The following is a 16,147-nucleotide window of genomic DNA, read 5'->3' as shown; positions in this document are numbered from 1 at the left end:
GGGTCGTTCCCTCGTACGGGGAACGACCGAATGCCTTATTTTGGCCCCAGTATCTTCACCAGCTTATCCGGCGAAGGTGCGCCTTGTTGTTGCTGCAGGCCGCCCTTGTCGTCCAGGTAGAAAATCGCTGGCGTCGCCGACAACTCCAGCGCTTGCATCAACTTCATGTTCCCATCGAGCTTGGCTTCGATAGCTGTCGGAATCTTGTCCAGCGGCTGCAACTGACTGCCCTTGCCGGCGGCTTCGTGTTCTTCCAGGGCCTTTTGCGGGTCTTTGGCGGCAAACAGCGCGGCGGACTTGGCGGCGCTGTCCTCGCGGATGATGCCGACCATGATGTGGCGCAACTGCACTTTGCCGGCCTTCACCCAAGGACGCGCCTGCTCCCAGAACATGTTGCAGTAGGGGCAGTTGGGGTCGCTGAACAGGTAGACGATGCGTGGCGCGTTTGTGTCGCCGTCCTGTATCCAGCTGCTTTTTTCCATTTTGGCCCAGACTTCCTTGGCCATCGGCGCATACACCAGTTTTTCCAGGGGGGCGCTGCTCAGGTCGTTGCCCTGGGCGTCGTACAGGTTGCCGGCGATCACGCTCTTGCCGTCGGCTGTCAGGTACAGCGCCATGCCACGGTTCTGGTATTGCGCGGCATAGCCGGTGAGGCCGCTGGGGGCGTCGAATGTGCCGAGGATTTTGGCGCCCTTGGCTTCGATCTGCTTGATCGGTGCCGGCCAGTCCTCGGCCTGGGCCAGGGCGGCGGCGAGCGTCAACGGCAACAGGGTCAGCAGGTGGCGGAGGCTTGGCATGTGGGTTTCCTTTGTGGGGCGGTGTCGAAGGGTTCCAGGGCGCGGGCCAGGCTGGCCTGGGACAGTTCGCCGAGGTGGCTGTTGATCAGGCGTCCGTCGGCCTGGTAGAACAAGGTGGTCGGCAAGGCCATGGAGCCCACGGCCTGCCCGAGGCTGCCGCCAGCGTCGAACAGCACGTTGTCGAGGGTCAGGCCCTGAGTGGCGAGGTAGGTGCTGACGCTCTGCATGCTTTCGGCCTGATTGACGAACAGGAATGTCACGTCGGGTCGTTGGTGTTGCGCGCGTTCCAGCACCGGCATTTCGCGGCGGCACGGCGGGCACCAGGTGGCCCACAGGTTGATCACCAGGGGGCCGCCCTTGTAATCGGCAAGTTGCACCTCCTGGCCATCGGCAGTGCGCAGGGTGATTGACGGCAGTTGCGAGCCCTTGTCGTAGAGGTTCAGCGACAGGCTGGTGATGCCCCAGAACAGCAGACCGGTGATGACGCCCGCGCTCAGCGGCTTGCGCAGGGGCGGGCGGCGCCAGCCGTACGCCAGAGCGGCGAGCACCAGCGCGATAATGCCGGGCCAGGCGAGAAAGCCGCCGTCGCGCAGGTCAATCACCTGCAGCCAGTCGTTGCGATAGTCACTCCAGTACATCAGCACGAAGCTCACCCGCGCCACGAACATGCCCAGCAGGAACAGGCTGAACAGCACAGACTCGGGGTTCTCACCGCCACGCTTGGCCACACGCCAGCCCACCAGCGTGGCGAGAATCAGCGCGCTGATCAGCAGAATGTGATTCAGCGCGATGGCAAACGTGCCAATGGTCAGGGTCAGCATCAGCGGGCGTCCCGGGTCTGAGTCCAGCGTTGCAGGAAGGTGTCTGCATCCACCTCGCCGGTGATGCGTTGGGCGCGGCGCTCCTCACCGTCTGGGCCGATCCAGACGAAGCTGGGTGGCCCCGGCACTTTGTAGCGCCCGAGCAGTTCGCGGCTGGCGACGTTGTCGGCGGTGACGTCCAGGCGCAGCAGGCGCACGTCCTTGAGGGCTTGCATTACCTGCGGGTTACCGAATACCTGTTTTTCCATGATCTTGCACGACACGCACCAATCGGCGTAGTAGTCCACCAGCACCCACTGGCCCTGAGCCTTGGCGCTGTCGAGCTGATCTTGCAGGGCCGCAGGGTCGTTGATCGTGGTGAAGGCGTCATGTGCGTCAGCGGTGGCGATACGCGAGCCGCTGTAGACCTTCAACGGCTGCCACAGCTCATCGCTGCCACCGGCTGCGCCCACCACCAGCACCGCGCCCCACAGGCCCAGCACCAGTGAACCGGCGCCAAATACCTTGGCGGCCAGGCCGTATTCACGGGCCAGGCCCCAGCCGCAGTACGCCATGACCAGCGCCAGTGCGCCCCACAGGCCTAGCCACAGGCTGTCGCCAACCACCGGACGAATCATCAGCACGGCCGTGCCGAGGAACAGGAAACCGAAAACGCCCTTGAGCACATTCATCCAGGTGCCGGGCTTGGGCAGGAAGCGGTTGCCCACGGTCACCAGCAGCAACAGTGGTACGCCGATGCCGATGCCCATGGCGAACAGGATCAGACCACCGTGCAGCGCATTGCCGCTCTGGGCGATATACAGCAGCGCGCCGGCCAGCGGTGCGGTCATGCAGGGGCCCACCAGCAGGCCGGACAAGGCGCCGAGGATGCCTGCGCCCAGCAGGCTGCCGCCGCTTTGCTGGCGGCTGACGTTGTCCAGGCGGTCGCGCAGGAAGGTCGGCAGTTGCAGTTCGAAGAAGCCGAACATCGGCAGGGCGAGGACCACAAACAGAGCGGCGAAGCTACCGAGAATCCACGGGGTTTGCAGCAGCGCGGCGAGGTTGGCGCCGGCCAGGGCGGCCAGCACGCCCAGCGCGGCATACACCAGCGCCATGCACACTACGTAGCTGCCGGCCAGGGCCAGGCCGCGACGCGGGCTGGCGCCACTGCCCACCACCAGACCGGCGAGAATCGGCAGCATCGGCAATGAACACGGGGCAAATGCCAGCAGCAAACCCAGGCCGAAGAACACCAGCAAACTCCAGCCCAGGCTGCGCTGTTGCAGGCCGCTGGCCAGGTTCTGGTCCTGTGCCTGGGCGGTGGCGGCGGCCGGGCTGCCACCCAGGTCGACGGTGATCGATTGCGGCGGGTAGCACAGGCCCGCATCGGCGCAGCCCTGCCAGCCCAGCTTGAGCTGGCCGGTGGCACCGGCGGGGATCTTCACTTCCAGGCCCTGGCGATACACCTCCTGCTCGCCGAAGAACTCGTCGCTATGGGCCTCGCCCTTGGGCAGCGTTGGCTTTTCGGCCAGGCCCTCGAACTTCATGCGTTGCTGGTACAGGTAATAACCGTCGGCAATCTGCCAATACAGCTGGGTCTCGCCACTTTCAAGACGTTCGGAGGTAAAGGTGAACGCTTGGCCCACCGGAAGAAAATCGGGTTTGGTGTCGAAAGGGTTGCCAGGCGCGGCCTGGGCGAATCCCGCGAGCATTACCAATAGAAAGGTAAACAGATGCCGCATGGTTCAAACCTTAATCCAGTACAAGTTGAGGCACACAATGTGTGGCGTTGATTAACCGATGATTAACCGGGCGCTATTCTAGAGTGTACGGATCAGAGGGTGTTGCGAACATTGGCGGCATAATGCGCGCTTAATCCCTGCATTCTCTAATCACGCCATCTTTCATGAAGGGTTCAGCATGCACGTACTGGTCTGTGAAGACGATGAACTGATCGCCAGCGGCATCGTGGCCGGCCTCACCGCCCAGGGCTTCACCGTGGAGCGCGTGGCGAGCGCCGGCGCGGCACGGGCGATGCTCAAGGCGGCGGCGTTCGACATCATGGTGCTCGACCTCGGCCTGCCCGACGAAGACGGCCTCAAGCTGCTGCAGCAACAGCGCAGCCAGGGTCTGGAAATCCCGGTGCTGATCCTCACCGCGCGGGATTCGGTAACCAACCGTGTCGACGGCCTGCAAGCCGGTGCCGACGACTACCTGCTCAAACCCTTCGACCTGCGCGAACTCGCCGCCCGCCTGCAAACTCTGCTGCGCCGGGTGGCGGGACGCAGCGTCAACCTGATCGAACACGGCCGCCTGGCCTACGATCCCAGCAGCCGTGAGACCTTCCTCGGTGGCCAGCCGGTGGATCTGTCGCGTCGTGAGCAGGCGTTGTTGCAGGCCCTGCTGCACAACAAGGGCCGGGTACTCTCCAGCGAACAGCTCAAGGACAGCGTCTACGGCTTCAGCGACGAACTGGAAAGCAACGCGCTCAATGTGCATATCCACCACCTGCGGCGCAAATTGGGCAATGGCATCGTCGAGACCGTGCGCGGCCTCGGTTATCGCCTCGGCGCTGCCGATGAGGGTCGCCCTGGTGAGGGAGAGAAGGCTTCGTGAAAAGCCTGCGCCTGCGCCTGACGTTCAAGCTGGGGGCCGCTTTCGTGCTGATCTGGGCGCTGGCGGCGACCTGGATGCTCAACGACCTGCGCAACCAGATGATGTTTTCCCTCGACCAGCGCCTGGTCGCGTCGGCGCGCATGGTGGCGGGGCTGATCGAACAGATGCCCGGGCTGGCCAGCGCCACCGGCGGTGCGCGTTTCAGCGACGAACACCTGCACGTGCCCGGTGGCATGGCCTGTCAGGTCAGCTCCTTGCGCGGGGAAGTCCTCGCGCGCAGCCACACCACCCCGGACGAAGGCCTGGAGTCGCACCAGAGCGGCTTTCGTGACCAGGTGATAGACGGCGTGGCCTGGCGCAGCTTTACCCTCAGCCGCGGCGACCTGTTGATCACCACCGCCGATCGCCATGCCGAGCGCGAAGCCTTGAACACCTCGATTCTGCTGGCCGCCTCGGTGCCGGTGGGGGTGGCGATGCTGGGGTGCCTGTGCCTGTTGTGGCTGGGCATCGGTCAGAGCCTGCTGCCGCTCAATCGCATGCGCGATGCCTTGAAACGACGCAGTGCCGACTCCCTCGAACCGCTGCAGATTCATCCGCTGCCCAGCGAACTCAAACCGCTGCTCGACACACAGAACCAATTGTTGCAGCGCATTGCCAAGACCATCGAGCGCGAGCGCCGGCTCACTGGCGACGCCGCCCACGAGCTGCGCAGCCCGTTGACGGCGATCAAGACCCACCTGCAGGTGGCCCGCATGACCGACGGCGCGGCCCGCGACCAGTCGCTGGCCCATGCCGAGGCGGGTGCCGACCGCCTGCACCGCACCCTCGAGCAATTGCTGCTGCTGGCGCGGGTGGAGGGCAGCCTGTCGTTTGACGATGGCGTGCAGTCCAGTGCCGAAGACGTCGCCAGGCTGGCGATCCAGGATGCGAATGCCGGTGACAACAGTCGCATCGACCTGATCCTGCCGGACAACCTCTCGGCCGCACCGGTGGAAATGCCGGTGGGCCTGGCGGTCGCCGCGCTGCGCAACCTGCTCGACAATGCCCTGCGCCATACCCCGGCTGATACCCGTGTGGAACTCAGCGTGCTGACCGCCGCCGACCGCGTGATCTTCCGCGTGCGCGACCATGGCAAGCAGATCTCCAGCGAAGACCTGCAATACCTGACCCAGCGCTTCTGGCGCAATGGCAACAGCGAAGGCTGTGGCCTGGGCTTGGCAATCGTGCAGGCCATCGTGCAGCGTTGTTCCTGCTCATTGACATTCGACAGCCAGCCGGATGGTTTGCGCGTCGAACTTGGCATGCCGCTGCGGCGCTGATTCTTTTCAGGTGCCAGATAGTTACCGCCATTTTGAGGTGCAAGCCTTCAGGATGGCGGTAATTTTTTTGTGCTTGAACGGGCTGAACGATTCGGCCTGTATTGAAAAGGACGGTTCTTATGTTGGTTATTGACAGCAGTTTTCCCGCTATGGGTTTCAACCAGCGCAACGGCGAGCACGTACAGCAGGTGATCCTGCACTACACCGCCGCGCCGTTTGCATCCTCGTTGCGCACCCTTACCCGGGATGGGGTGAGTGCACACTACCTGTTGCCCGACCCGCATGAACCTGGCTATCGCGCTGCCGGGTATGACGAGCTGCGCGTGTTTCGTCTGGTGAAGGAAGACCAGCGTGCGTGGCATGCCGGGGTGAGTCAGTGGGGTGGGCGGGACAACCTCAACAGTCGTTCGATTGGCGTGGAGATCGTCAACCAGGCGCGTGATGACAAGGGCGTGTTCACATTTCCTGCCTATGCCCCGCAGCAGGTCGATGTATTGATTGCGTTGCTGCGCGATGTGCTTGGGCGGTACCCGCACGTGGGGCCGACCGACATTCTCGGGCATTCGGATGTGGCGTACTGGCGCAAGAGTGACCCGGGGCCGCAACTGCCGTGGCGGTGTCTGTTCGAGGCGGGGGTGGGGGCCTGGTTTGATGAAACGACCCGGATGATGTATCAGCGGCGCTTTAACCTGGGGTTGCCGCCGGAGGTCGAGGTGGAGCGGGCGTTTCAGCGGTATGGGTATAAGGCGGCGTCGAATCGGCGGACGTTTGAGCTTCGCACGCGGGCGTTTCAGATGCATTTTCGAAGGCGCGATTATGGTGGAATTTTGGATGCCGAGACGTGTGCGATTTTGTATGCCCTGAATGAGAAATATCGGGGCCTTTGATTGGCCCTGGCGTGGACCCGGAGTGTCTGCCCCAACGCTGTACAACATGTGGGAGCAAGCCCCCTCCCACATTTGGATCTCCATTTGTCTGATGCGCGCACACCGAGCCTGAGCGAGGTGCCGAGTGGTGGGCAAGAGCCTTTGGTTACTGTGGGCTGGGCCGGCATTCCGGCTCTTTCCCAACGTGACCCGTTGTAAGGGCAAAACCGCCAGCCGCCGTTAACTGAATAACGGATAACCGACCACCTTCCCTAAATCCCCCCCACCCTCAAGCGTCTCCAGATGCAAGCAACCAAACAGCGTATTGAGGGATTCGAAAGATGTCAGTCGCTACCAGCCGTATCGAAACCACCCCGGCGCACACCGCCGAAACGCTCTACCAGTTCGACGAAACGCCACTGCTGGCCCGCCAGCGCCAGCAGGAATCCAACGCCCGCAGCTACCCCCGGCGCATTCCCCTGGCGCTCAAGCGGGCCAAGGGCATCTACGTGGAAGACGTCGAGGGCCGCAGCTTCATCGATTGCCTGGCTGGCGCCGGTACGCTGGCGTTGGGGCATAACCACCCGGTGGTGATCGAGGCGATCCAGCAGGTGCTGGCCGATGAGTTGCCATTGCATACCCTGGACCTCACCACGCCGGTCAAGGATCAGTTCGTGCAGGACCTGTTCGGCCTGTTGCCGCCCGAGCTGGCGCGGGAAGCGAAAATCCAGTTTTGCGGCCCCACCGGCACCGATGCGGTGGAAGCGGCGTTGAAGTTGGTGCGCACCGCCACCGGGCGCAGCACAGTGCTGTCATTCCAGGGCGGTTACCACGGCATGAGCCAGGGCGCGCTGAGCCTGATGGGCAGCCTGGGGCCGAAAAAACCCTTGGGTGCGTTGCTCGGCAATGGCGTGCAATTTCTGCCTTATCCCTATGACTATCGTTGCCCGTTCGGACTGGGCGGCGCGCAGGGGGTGCAGGTCAACCTGCATTACCTGGAAAACCTGCTCAACGATCCCGAAGCCGGGGTGCTGTTACCGGCGGCAGTGATTGTCGAAGTGGTGCAGGGCGAAGGCGGCGTGATTCCGGCCGATCTCGACTGGCTGCGTGGCCTGCGCCGCATCACTCAGCAGGCAGGTATCGCGTTGATTGTCGATGAAATCCAGAGCGGTTTTGGCCGCACCGGCAAGATGTTCGCCTTTGAGCACGCAGGCATCATCCCCGACGTGGTGGTGCTGTCCAAGGCCATCGGCGGCAGCCTGCCGCTGGCGGTGGTGGTGTATCGCGACTGGCTCGACACTTGGCTGCCGGGTGCCCATGCCGGTACTTTTCGCGGCAATCAGATGGCCATGGCGGCGGGGTCGGCGGTGATGCGCTACCTCAAGGAACACGACCTGCCGGCCCACGCGACGGCCATGGGCGAGCGCCTCGGCGAACACCTGCGCATCCTGCAGCGTGATTACCCGCACCTGGGCGATATTCGCGGTCGTGGGCTGATGCTGGGGGTGGAATTGGTCGACCCGCACGGTGCGCTCGATAGCCAGGGTCACCCGCCGGTGCATCGCCAGTTGGCGCCGCTGGTGCAGCGCGAATGCCTCAAGCGCGGGCTGATCCTGGAGCTGGGCGGGCGCCATGGCAGCGTGGTGCGCTTTCTGCCGCCGCTGGTGATCACCGCCGCCGAAATCGACCGCGTAGCCGACATCTTCGGTCGTGCCCTGGCAGCAGCCGTCGCCGGTCTCTAATTTTTCCCGTGCGCGGTACGTTTCTACAGATATCAGCGCTGCGCGTGGTGCGCAGCCAGCCTTTGAGCGATGGAGAACAGCAATGACCTCAGTATTTGACCGCGACGACATCCTGTTTCAGGTAGTGGTCAACCACGAAGAACAGTATTCCATCTGGCCTGACTACAAAGCCGTACCGGAAGGCTGGCGCACCGTGGGCAAGAGCGGCTTCAAGAAAGAGTGCCTGGCCTACATCGAAGAAACCTGGACCGACATGCGCCCGTTGAGCCTGCGCCAGAAAATGGATGGCGTCGCGTCGGTCTAGGCACCCCAGGTCAACATGTGAGAGGGGGCTTGCTCCCGATAGCGGTGGGTCAGCAATGCATACAGCGGCTGACACTCAGCCATCGGGAGCAAGCCCCCTCCCACCCTTTAATTCGTGCTGCCTTGCGACGTGTCTTTTTCCAATCCCGCCGTTACCACCTGCACGCTCAAACGCGGTGTCGCCAGATCCATGCCGGCCTCGTCCAGTTGACGCTTGAGCGCCAGGTTGAACGCCCGTGACACTTCCCATTGCTTGATCGGCGCGGTCTTGAAGCGGGCCCGCAGAATCGCGCTGCCCGACTCGAAACTCTCCACCCCCTGAATCTCCAGCGGCGACCAGATATTGCGCCGTTGCAGCGGGTCGTTGCGCATCTTCTGGCCGACATCGCGCATCAGCTTGATCGCGTCGTCGATTTCCATGTTGTAGGGGATCGCCACGCGGAAGATCGCATAGCCGAACTCCCGTGAGTAGTTCTTGATGCTCTTGATTTCGCTGAACGGGATGGTGTGCACGATCCCGTCGATGTCGCGCAGGCGCACGGTGCGGATGGTCAGGCCTTCGACGGTGCCGAGGTGGCCGCCGACGTCCACGTAGTCATCGATGGCCAGGGAGTCTTCGATGATGATGAACAGGCCGGTGATCAGATCCGCCACCAGCGACTGCGCGCCAAAACCGATGGCCAGGCCGATCACGCCGGCACCGGCCAGCAGTGGTGTGACGTTCATGCCCATGTTCGCCAGGGCGACGATGGCGGCGATGATGAAGATGGTCACGAACAGCACGTTGCGGATCAACGGCATCATGGTCTGCGCACGTGCATTGGCCAGGCCCTTGCGCGAGCGGGTCAGAGCGTGGTGGATCGCGGTGTCGCTGAGGATCCAGATCAGCCAGGCAAACAGCAGCGTGCCACCCAGGCCAAACAGTTTGACGCTGATTTCATGGCCGTCGCCTTCGGTAAAGCGAATCAGCGACAAGCCCCACACCCGCAGGCCCAGTTCGATGAACACCAGCCACACGGCCAGGTGGGCCAGGGTGTAGAGGAAGTTTTTCAGGCGTTCGGAGTACAGCGCGTGGCGCTTGTGCCCACGCAGCGGCTTGAGGGCGTGACGGCGCACCAGCCCGTTGATGACCATACACAACACCAGCAACACCGTGCACAGCAGCGATTGGCGCAGGGCGGTACTGGTGTCGCCGGCGGACAGGAACGTGGCGAACAGCGAGATGCCCACCAGCAGCAGTGCCGGGAGATACCAGAACGAGCCGATGATCGATAGGGTGTCGCTGATGGCGCGGCGATTGAGGCGGCGCGACAGCGGCTGGTTGCGGATCAGGTGCGCAATCGGCCGGCGAAAGCGCAGGATAAATACCCCGGTGGACAGTGCGGCCATCACATTGGCTACGGTCGCGGCGGTGTGTGCCAGATGTTGTCCGAGGGCCTGCATCATGCGCGGGTCGCTCAGGGCTTCGCCGAAGGCGGCGAAACTGCCGATCAGCCACAGCGGGCGGAACGCCTGGTGGCGCAGGATGTAGAGCGCGCGATGACGATGCGGGCCGTCGAGCAGGGAAAAGGCAATCACGCAGATCGCCGAGAAACAGGTGCCCACCACCAACGCATAGGCCAGCACCATCGCCAGGGATTTGCCCAACGATGAGGGCAGCGCGTAGCTCAGGTACACGGTGATCACCAGCGCGATCAGCCATGGGCCGAGCTTGCGCAGGGCGAAGCGCAGCATGTCCCAGGTGCGTGGGTGTTGCGGCAGTTCCTCGGGCAGGCCAAAGCGCTCGCGCAACCGGTGGCTCAGCCAGATCAGTGCGGCAGCCAGCAGGCTCCATACCGCGAGAATCAAGGCAAAACCGAAGATGATCGGCAGCCATTCAGCGGCCGGCAGCATCAGGGCGCTCAATTCGTCCTTGGCCTGGTCGACTTCATTGGACCAGCGCCCCAGTGGGCTGTCGGCTCCGGAGAATTGTGATTCGAGGCCCGTCAACGTGCTGCCGATCAAACCCAGCACGCCTTGTTCGGCCGCCGGCTGGGCCTTTTGCGTGGCGGCACGCAGCTTTTTCAGATCGCTCAGCAGTTGGGTGCGTTGCTGGTCGTTTTCCAGGGTCTTGATGACCTCGTCCAGCGACTGGCCCAACGGCACTTCTGCCTGGGGTTGGGCTTTGGTGCTGCTGCCCAGCAGGCCGGGCAGGCCCACGGCTTGCGCGGGTGAAAGCGGCAGCAGGGTGAGCAGGGCGATCAGCAGGTAGCAGGGCAGGGTAAGCAGGCGGGAAAGCACGAGGCGGTCAACCTTGAAAACGACGAGTGGACCGAGTGTACGGTTGCACGCCGCATTCGGCCAGTTGTGGGAGGGAGCAAGCCCCCTTCCACCTGTTTGATTGCCTGTGACGCAAAAATCAGGGCAGGTCGCGACTGGCGTAGAACGCGCCGAGTACCTTCACCAGATGTGCCAGGTCATGGCTGCCGCATAGCTCGCGGATCGAATGCATGGCGAAGGTCGGCAGGCCGATGTCCACAGTGCGAACGCCAAGGTGGCTGGCGGTGATCGGGCCGATGGTCGAGCCGCAGCCCATGTCGCTGCGCACCACGAAGCTCTGCACCGGCACTTCCTGAGCCATGCACAGATGGCGGAAGAACCCCGCGGTTTCGCTGTTGGTGGCGTAGCGCTGGTTGCTGTTGACCTTGATCACCGGGCCGGCATTGAGCTTGGGACCGTGGTTGGCATCGTGCTTTTCCGCATAGTTGGGGTGCACGCCGTGGGCGTTGTCCGCAGACACCAGCAGGGATTTCTGGATGGTGCGCACGAACTCTTCGCCTTCAGGCAACAGGCGACGCAGGGTTTGTTCAAGCATCGGGCCATCGGCACCGCAGGCCGAGCAGGAGCCGACTTCTTCGTGGTCGTTGCACACCAGCACGCAGGTTTCGTCGCTGTCGCTGGTGAGCAGGGCCTGCAGGCCGGCGTAGCACGACAGCAGGTTGTCCAGGCGCGCGCCGGCGATGAAGTCACCGTGCAGGCCAATCACGGCCGCGCTTTGGGTGTCGTAGAAACTCAGCTCGTAGTCGAGTACCACATCGGCGTTCAACCCATGTTCGCGGGCCAGTTGATCGGTGAGTACGGCGCGGAAGTCGACACGCTCGTCACCGGCAAACTGCGCAAGGATCGGCGGCAGTTCGGTCTGTGCATTGATCGCCCAACCCTGGTTGGCTTCACGGTTCAGGTGAATGGCCAGGTTGGGAATGATGGCAATCGGCAGTTTGAAGTCGATCAGTTGGCTTTCGACCTTGCCGTCGCGGCGGAAGGTCACGCGGCCGGCCAGCGACAGGTCGCGGTCGAACCACGGCGCCAGCAGTGCGCCGCCGTAGACTTCAACGCCCAGCTGCCAGAAGCCCTGGCGCTGCAGCTCGGGCTGAGGCTTGACACGCAGACACGGGCTGTCGGTGTGGGCGCCGACCATGCGGATACCGTCCTGCAGCGGCGACTGACGGCCGAGCTTGAAGGCGATGATCGAGGAGTCGTTACGGGTGACGTAGTAACGACCGTTGGCCTCGGTGGTCCAGGTGTCGCGCTCGTCGAGACGCTGGTAGCCGGCCGCTTCCAGCCGCTGGGCGAGGGCGGCAGTGGCATGAAAGGGAGTAGGGGAGGCCTTGAGAAAGTCGATCAGGCCTTGATTCAACGCTTCGCGCATAAATAGCTCCAGACAGCAGTGTGCGGAGTTTACCGTATTGGTCACGTATTTGGAGCGAACCTGCATGGCTGAGAACAACACAACCCTCTGTGGGAGCTGGCTTGCCTGCGATAGCGGTCTGTCAGGAAAAAAATGTGGTGCTGATATACCGCTATCGCAGGCAAGCCAGCTCCCACATGTAGCGGTATTTGCAGTTCAGAACGGCGCCGCGCACTCGAAGCGCAGGCGCTCGCCGCTTTGCGGATGGGTAAAGCTCAACATGCTCGCATGCAGGCACAGGCGCGGCCAGGCGGCCAGGGCTTGTTCATGGGCATACAAACCGTCCCCCAACAGCGGATGACCGATGGACAGCATGTGCACGCGCAACTGATGCGAGCGTCCGGTGATTGGCGTCAGTTCCACCCGGCACCAGTCGCCGCAACGTTCCAGCACCTTCCAGAAGGTCAGCGCGTGCTTACCGAATTCGTGGTCCACCACATGGCGCGGCTTGGTCGGCGGGTCGTAGCGCAAGGGCAAATCGATACTGCCGCTGTCCAGTTCCGGCTGGCCCCAGGCCAGTGCGGTGTAGGCTTTTTCGGTTTCGCGGTCGTGAAACTGGCGGGACAGTTCGCGATGGGAGTCCGCGTCCCGCGCCAGCAGGATGATCCCCGAGGTCTCCCAGTCCAGGCGATGCACGATGCGTGCTTCGGGGTAGCCGTTTTCCTGCAGGCGGGTGATCAGGCAGTCCTTGTTGTCGTCGGCCCGACCGGGCACCGAAAGCAGCAGGGTCGGCTTGTTCACCACCAGGACGGCGGCGTCCTGATGCAGGATATGGATATTGGACAGCGGCATTAAACAGCCTCGTAACAAACGCCAACGGCGGCTCGGCCACCCGGTTCCCGCACAGGGATCAAGGTGAACGAGCCGCCGTGGCGGCCGCCTGTTCGATCAACGATCAGGCAGGGTGATATTGAGTTCCAGAATCGAGCAGCTGCCGTCATTTTCCAGGGCGACATGCACGTCATCGTTGCCGATATTGACGTACTTGCGGATCACTTCGACCAGTTCCTTCTGCAAGGCGGGCAGGTAATCCGGGGTGCTGCGTTGGCCGCGTTCGTGCGCCACGATGATCTGTAGACGCTCTTTCGCGACCGACGCGGTACTTGGCTTTTTGTTGGCGCGAAAGAAGTCGAGAAATTTCATTGTTCAATTGCCTCCAAAGATACGCTCGAAGAATCCCTTCTTCTTGACGTCGAGGAAGCGATGGTCAACGGTCTTGCCCAGCAGGCGATCAACCGCATCGCTGTAGGCCTGGCCGGCGTCGCTCTGGTCATCGAGAATCACCGGCACGCCCTGGTTGGAGGCCTTGAGCACCGCCTGGGATTCCGGGATCACACCCAGCAGGGTCACCGCGAGGATGTCCTTGACGTCTTCCACGCCGAGCATTTCGCCATTATTGACGCGCTCAGGGTTGTAGCGGGTGAGCAGCAGGTGTTCCTTGATCGGCTCTTCGCCTTTCTCGGCACGCTGGGACTTGCTGGCCAGCAGGCCGAGCATGCGGTCCGAGTCACGTACCGACGACACTTCCGGGTTGGTGACGACAATGGCCTCATCGGCGAAGTACATCGCCAGGTGAGCACCGGTTTCGATACCGGCCGGGGAGTCGCACACCACGTATTCGAAGGTTTCCTTCAGTTCGGCGAGGACTTTGCCCACGCCTTCCTTGGTCAGTGCGTCCTTGTCACGGGTCTGGCTGGCGGCCAGCACGTACAGGTTCTCAAGACGCTTGTCCTTGATCAGGGCCTGCTGCAGGTTGGCTTCGCCGTTTACCACGTTGACGAAGTCGTACACCACGCGGCGCTCGCAACCCATGATCAGGTCAAGGTTACGCAAACCGACGTCGAAGTCGACGATGACTGTCTTGTGGCCGCGCAGTGCGAGGCCGGTACCGATAGCGGCGCTGGTGGTGGTCTTACCCACACCACCCTTGCCGGATGTAACCACGAGAATCTTGGCCAAGGTGTTTCACCCCTAAGGAAAAAGGACTTTTCAGCCCCTGAAAAACATCTCTTGAAACTCGCTGCAGGCGGACAGCCTGTGCAGGAAAAAGACTCGGTTTCCACGGGGGACGCCAACTTTCAGTTATTCCTACGCAAGTATTGCCGGTTTCGCTTTGCTATCAGAGTCTAGAGATGCTTGGAAAATGCGGCAGTATCCGTTAAAGACGGGTGATGTTCAACACATCGCCCGACAGGCTGACCTGGACCCCGGCCCCCCACAGCGGGTCGCGGCGTAAATCTTCGGCAACCTTGTACTGACCCGCGATGGAGACCAGCTCGGCGGTCAACTGCTGGCAGAAAATACGGGCCCTGGTATCACCCTTGATGCCGGCGAGTGCACGGCCGCGCATCGGACCGTATACATGGATATTGCCATCGGCGAGAAGTTCCGCACCGGGGCTGACCGAGGAGACCACAACAAGATCGCCACCCTGGGCGTAAATCTGCTGCCCACCGCGTACGGGCGTGGTGATGATCTTTGTAGGCTTGATCAGCGGCTCCGCCGGTTTTTCCGGTTTTTTCTTCACCTCGCCTTCGCCTGGATCGATCGGACGCTCGCGCGCGCCGGACGGCGGCAGTACGGGCAGTTCGATTGCGATGGCTGCGGCAATGTCTTCGATCCGACTGGCGCGAATCGCCAGGGTGCGCAGGCCGTGGGAGCGGCACACGCGCATCAGGCCGGGCAGGTCGACGGCGCCCTGGCCGGCGGGCAATTTGTCCAGGGCCAGCACCAGCGGGGCATTGTTGAAGAAGTTCGGCGCGAGGGCGACCTTGGCGGCGAGCTGGCGGTCCAGGGCGTCGAGGTCGTTGCGGGCCAGTTCCAGCACGGTGATGGCGAGCATGCTGCCTTTCAGCTGGAACACGGGATCTTGGTCTAGCGGTTCGGTTTGGCTCATGGTCGGCAAAGCGGCTTGTCACGAAAAGTGTCGAGACTTATAACGAGAACATCCACTGGCCGCAAGCCGAGTCGAACCGTTGTAGAATGCGCGGCCCTGTCTTTACCGGAATCTGTAATGGATCGCCCGCGTTTTCGAGCTGCATTTTTTCATCCGCGTTTTTGGCTGTTATGGCTGGGGCTCGGCCTGCTGTGGCTGGTCACCCAATTGCCGTACCGCGCGCTGCTGACCATTGGTCGCCTGCTTGGCGCGGGCATGTACCGCGTGGCCGGCGAGCGTCGCCGTATCGCCGCGCGCAACCTCGAGCTGTGCTTCCCGCAGAAGAGCGCCCAGGAGCGCAAGCGCCTGCTCAAGGAAAACTTCGCCTCCACTGGCATCGCCTTCTTCGAAATGGCCATGAGCTGGTGGTGGTCGCGCCAGCGCCTGGCGCGCCTGGCGCACGTCGAAGGGCTTGAACACCTCAAGCAGGCGCAACTGGACGGCAAGGGCGTGATCCTCATGGCCCTGCACTTCACCACCCTGGAAATCGGCGCCGCCCTGCTTGGTCAGAAGCACACCATCGACGGCATGTACCGCGAGCACGGCAACCCGCTGTTCGACTATATCCAGCGCCGTGGCCGCGAGCGGCACAACCTCGACTCGCTGGCGGTTGAGCGAGAAGACGTGCGCGGCATGCTCAAGCTGCTGCGCGCCGGGCGCGCCATCTGGTACGCACCGGATCAGGACTATGGCGCCAAGCAGAGCGTTTTCGTGCCGCTGTTCGGCATCCAGGCCGCCACCGTCACCGCCACCAGCAAGTTCGCCAAACTCGGCAAGGCGCTGGTGGTGCCGTTCACCCAGCAGCGCCTGGCCGACGGCAGCGGCTATCGCCTGGTGATCCACGCGCCACTCACCGACTTCCCCGGCGCGAGCGATGAAGCCGACGGCCTGCGGATCAATCAGTGGGTCGAAGCTGCAGTGCGGGAATGCCCCGAGCAATATTTGTGGACCCACCGCCGCTTCAAGAGCCGGCCACCGGGCGAGCCCAAACTGTACGAAAAACGCCGTCGATAACCGCCGTTTTCCCCACATGGAGTGACGC

General features: G+C 62.9%; 15 protein-coding genes. 6 read left to right on the top strand and 9 right to left on the bottom strand.

Annotation, left to right across the window (positions count from 1 at the left end; all coding sequences use genetic code 11):
• Window positions 1-35: 35 nt before the first annotated feature.
• Genes dsbG through dsbD form a run of 3 tightly spaced genes read right to left on the bottom strand, consistent with a single transcriptional unit; the run spans window position 36 to window position 3,339 of the window.
• A complete protein-coding gene (dsbG, locus tag H045_RS12830) occupies window positions 36-797 on the bottom strand; it encodes a thiol:disulfide interchange protein DsbG (protein WP_015372576.1) in 762 nt (253 codons plus the stop codon).
• The gene (locus H045_RS12825) at window positions 773-1,618 is read right to left on the bottom strand and encodes a TlpA disulfide reductase family protein (RefSeq protein WP_003236810.1); all 846 of its coding nucleotides are present in this window, start codon (window positions 1,616-1,618) and stop codon (window positions 773-775) included. Before H045_RS12825 ends, dsbG begins: the two co-directional genes overlap by 25 nt.
• Complete coding sequence (dsbD, locus tag H045_RS12820) at window positions 1,618-3,339, bottom strand: protein-disulfide reductase DsbD (protein WP_015372575.1); 1,722 nt, start codon at window positions 3,337-3,339, stop codon at window positions 1,618-1,620. Before dsbD ends, H045_RS12825 begins: the two co-directional genes overlap by 1 nt.
• Window positions 3,340-3,517: 178 nt before the next feature.
• Between dsbD and H045_RS12815 the strand changes: the two genes are divergently transcribed.
• The 5 genes from H045_RS12815 (at window position 3,518) to H045_RS12795 (ending at window position 8,444) form a co-directional block, all read left to right on the top strand.
• A complete protein-coding gene (locus tag H045_RS12815) occupies window positions 3,518-4,213 on the top strand; it encodes a response regulator (RefSeq protein WP_003236804.1) in 696 nt (231 codons plus the stop codon).
• The gene (locus H045_RS12810) at window positions 4,210-5,532 is read left to right on the top strand and encodes an ATP-binding protein (RefSeq protein WP_003236803.1); all 1,323 of its coding nucleotides are present in this window, start codon (window positions 4,210-4,212) and stop codon (window positions 5,530-5,532) included. The genes H045_RS12815 and H045_RS12810 overlap by 4 nt, the downstream gene beginning before the upstream one ends.
• 119 nt (window positions 5,533-5,651) lie before the next feature.
• On the top strand, window positions 5,652-6,419 hold the full coding sequence (locus tag H045_RS12805) for an N-acetylmuramoyl-L-alanine amidase (RefSeq protein WP_003236801.1): 768 nt from the start codon (window positions 5,652-5,654) through the stop codon (window positions 6,417-6,419).
• Window positions 6,420-6,739: 320 nt separating this feature from the next.
• Window positions 6,740-8,140 (top strand): aspartate aminotransferase family protein, encoded by a 1,401-nt coding sequence (locus H045_RS12800; RefSeq protein WP_015372574.1) that lies wholly within the window; start codon window positions 6,740-6,742, stop codon window positions 8,138-8,140.
• A gap of 82 nt (window positions 8,141-8,222) precedes the next feature.
• Window positions 8,223-8,444, top strand: a complete 222-nt coding sequence (locus tag H045_RS12795; RefSeq protein ID WP_003236796.1) for an MbtH family protein — start codon at window positions 8,223-8,225, stop codon at window positions 8,442-8,444.
• 107 nt (window positions 8,445-8,551) lie between these two features.
• Here the strand turns inward: H045_RS12795 and H045_RS12790 are convergent, their stop codons facing one another.
• The 6 genes from H045_RS12790 to minC all read right to left on the bottom strand — a co-directional run bounded on the left by H045_RS12790 (window position 8,552) and on the right by minC (window position 15,066).
• Window positions 8,552-10,723: a mechanosensitive ion channel family protein gene (locus tag H045_RS12790; RefSeq protein ID WP_015372573.1), complete on the bottom strand. Its 2,172-nt coding sequence runs from the start codon at window positions 10,721-10,723 to the stop codon at window positions 8,552-8,554.
• A gap of 118 nt (window positions 10,724-10,841) precedes the next feature.
• The gene (locus H045_RS12785; protein ID WP_015372572.1) at window positions 10,842-12,131 is read right to left on the bottom strand and encodes a M18 family aminopeptidase; all 1,290 of its coding nucleotides are present in this window, start codon (window positions 12,129-12,131) and stop codon (window positions 10,842-10,844) included.
• Window positions 12,132-12,326: 195 nt separating this feature from the next.
• Window positions 12,327-12,962 (bottom strand): RluA family pseudouridine synthase, encoded by a 636-nt coding sequence (locus tag H045_RS12780; protein WP_015372571.1) that lies wholly within the window; start codon window positions 12,960-12,962, stop codon window positions 12,327-12,329.
• Between the two features lie 96 nt (window positions 12,963-13,058).
• A complete protein-coding gene (gene minE, locus H045_RS12775; RefSeq protein ID WP_003175252.1) occupies window positions 13,059-13,313 on the bottom strand; it encodes a cell division topological specificity factor MinE in 255 nt (84 codons plus the stop codon).
• A 3-nt stretch (window positions 13,314-13,316) separates the two neighbouring features.
• Window positions 13,317-14,129, bottom strand: a complete 813-nt coding sequence (gene minD, locus H045_RS12770) for a septum site-determining protein MinD (protein WP_003236789.1) — start codon at window positions 14,127-14,129, stop codon at window positions 13,317-13,319.
• A 199-nt stretch (window positions 14,130-14,328) separates the two neighbouring features.
• On the bottom strand, window positions 14,329-15,066 hold the full coding sequence (gene minC / locus H045_RS12765) for a septum site-determining protein MinC (RefSeq protein WP_003236787.1): 738 nt from the start codon (window positions 15,064-15,066) through the stop codon (window positions 14,329-14,331).
• A gap of 117 nt (window positions 15,067-15,183) precedes the next feature.
• Here minC and H045_RS12760 point away from each other — a divergent pair, with 117 nt between their 5' ends.
• On the top strand, window positions 15,184-16,119 hold the full coding sequence (locus H045_RS12760; protein WP_015372570.1) for a lipid A biosynthesis lauroyl acyltransferase: 936 nt from the start codon (window positions 15,184-15,186) through the stop codon (window positions 16,117-16,119).
• Window positions 16,120-16,147 lie beyond the last annotated feature (28 nt).

This window comes from Pseudomonas poae RE*1-1-14, from assembly GCF_000336465.1.
GTDB lineage: Bacteria > Pseudomonadota > Gammaproteobacteria > Pseudomonadales > Pseudomonadaceae > Aquipseudomonas > Aquipseudomonas poae.
This window is presented reverse-complemented; position numbering and strand designations above follow the sequence as displayed.

Bases quoted from the DNA above. Each gene is read 5' to 3' on its own strand.
- H045_RS12815 (WP_003236804.1), top strand. From the start codon at position 3,518: ATGCACGTACTGGTCTGTGAAGACGATGAACTGATCGCCAGCGGCATC.
- H045_RS12800 (WP_015372574.1), top strand. From the start codon at position 6,740: ATGTCAGTCGCTACCAGCCGTATCGAAACCACCCCGGCGCACACCGCC.
- H045_RS12780 (WP_015372571.1), bottom strand. From the start codon at position 12,962: ATGCCGCTGTCCAATATCCATATCCTGCATCAGGACGCCGCCGTCCTG.
- minC (WP_003236787.1), bottom strand. From the start codon at position 15,066: ATGAGCCAAACCGAACCGCTAGACCAAGATCCCGTGTTCCAGCTGAAA.
- dsbG (WP_015372576.1), bottom strand. From the start codon at position 797: ATGCCAAGCCTCCGCCACCTGCTGACCCTGTTGCCGTTGACGCTCGCC.
- H045_RS12785 (WP_015372572.1), bottom strand. From the start codon at position 12,131: ATGCGCGAAGCGTTGAATCAAGGCCTGATCGACTTTCTCAAGGCCTCC.
- H045_RS12760 (WP_015372570.1), top strand. From the start codon at position 15,184: ATGGATCGCCCGCGTTTTCGAGCTGCATTTTTTCATCCGCGTTTTTGG.
- H045_RS12805 (WP_003236801.1), top strand. From the start codon at position 5,652: ATGTTGGTTATTGACAGCAGTTTTCCCGCTATGGGTTTCAACCAGCGC.
- H045_RS12795 (WP_003236796.1), top strand. From the start codon at position 8,223: ATGACCTCAGTATTTGACCGCGACGACATCCTGTTTCAGGTAGTGGTC.
- H045_RS12825 (WP_003236810.1), bottom strand. From the start codon at position 1,618: ATGCTGACCCTGACCATTGGCACGTTTGCCATCGCGCTGAATCACATT.
- dsbD (WP_015372575.1), bottom strand. From the start codon at position 3,339: ATGCGGCATCTGTTTACCTTTCTATTGGTAATGCTCGCGGGATTCGCC.
- minE (WP_003175252.1), bottom strand. From the start codon at position 13,313: ATGAAATTTCTCGACTTCTTTCGCGCCAACAAAAAGCCAAGTACCGCG.